Genomic DNA, 565 nt, shown 5'->3' with positions numbered 1-565 from the left:
ATACCAAGCTGCTCGGCATCGAGATCTACACCGCTTACCTGTACCCGCTGCAGATCGCCGCCGTGCTGCTGCTCGTGGCCATCGTCGCGGCCATCGCCCTGACGCTGCGCCGCCGCAAGGACTCGCGTGCCATGGACGCATCCGAACAGGTCAAGGTCACCAAGGCCCAGCGCCTGAAGATCGTCAAGATGGCGCCCACCGTCGCCACGCCGCCGGCCCCGCCCGCCGCACCCACCGAAGGAGGCCAGGCATGACCGCCATTACCGGGCTGAGCGGCCTGACCCTGGGCCACTTTCTGACGCTGGGCGCGATGCTGTTCGCGCTGTCGGTGATCGGCATCTTCCTGAATCGCAAGAACCTGATCGTGCTGCTGATGGCCATCGAGCTGATGCTGCTGGCGGTCAACATGAACTTCGTCGCCTTCTCGCACTACCTGGGCGACATGGGCGGCCAGGTCTTCGTGTTCTTCATCCTGACCGTCGCGGCGGCCGAGTCGGCCATCGGCCTGGCCATCCTGGTCGTGCTGTTCCGCAACCGAGCCAGCATCAACGTCGAAGAACTCGAC

1 protein-coding gene and 1 pseudogene are annotated in these 565 nt (G+C 65.1%); both read left to right on the top strand.

Annotated elements, in window-relative coordinates:
- Positions 1–254, top strand: a pseudogene (locus tag AC1DU6_RS35230) (NADH-quinone oxidoreductase subunit J); the annotation flags it as partial.
- The coding region (gene nuoK, locus AC1DU6_RS35225; RefSeq protein WP_477863210.1) for an NADH-quinone oxidoreductase subunit NuoK at positions 251–565 on the top strand (315 nt) is incomplete at its 3' end. The pseudogene AC1DU6_RS35230 and the gene nuoK, both read left to right, overlap by 4 nt.

The organism is Roseateles sp. P5_B10 (genome assembly GCF_056400485.1).
This window is presented reverse-complemented; position numbering and strand designations above follow the sequence as displayed.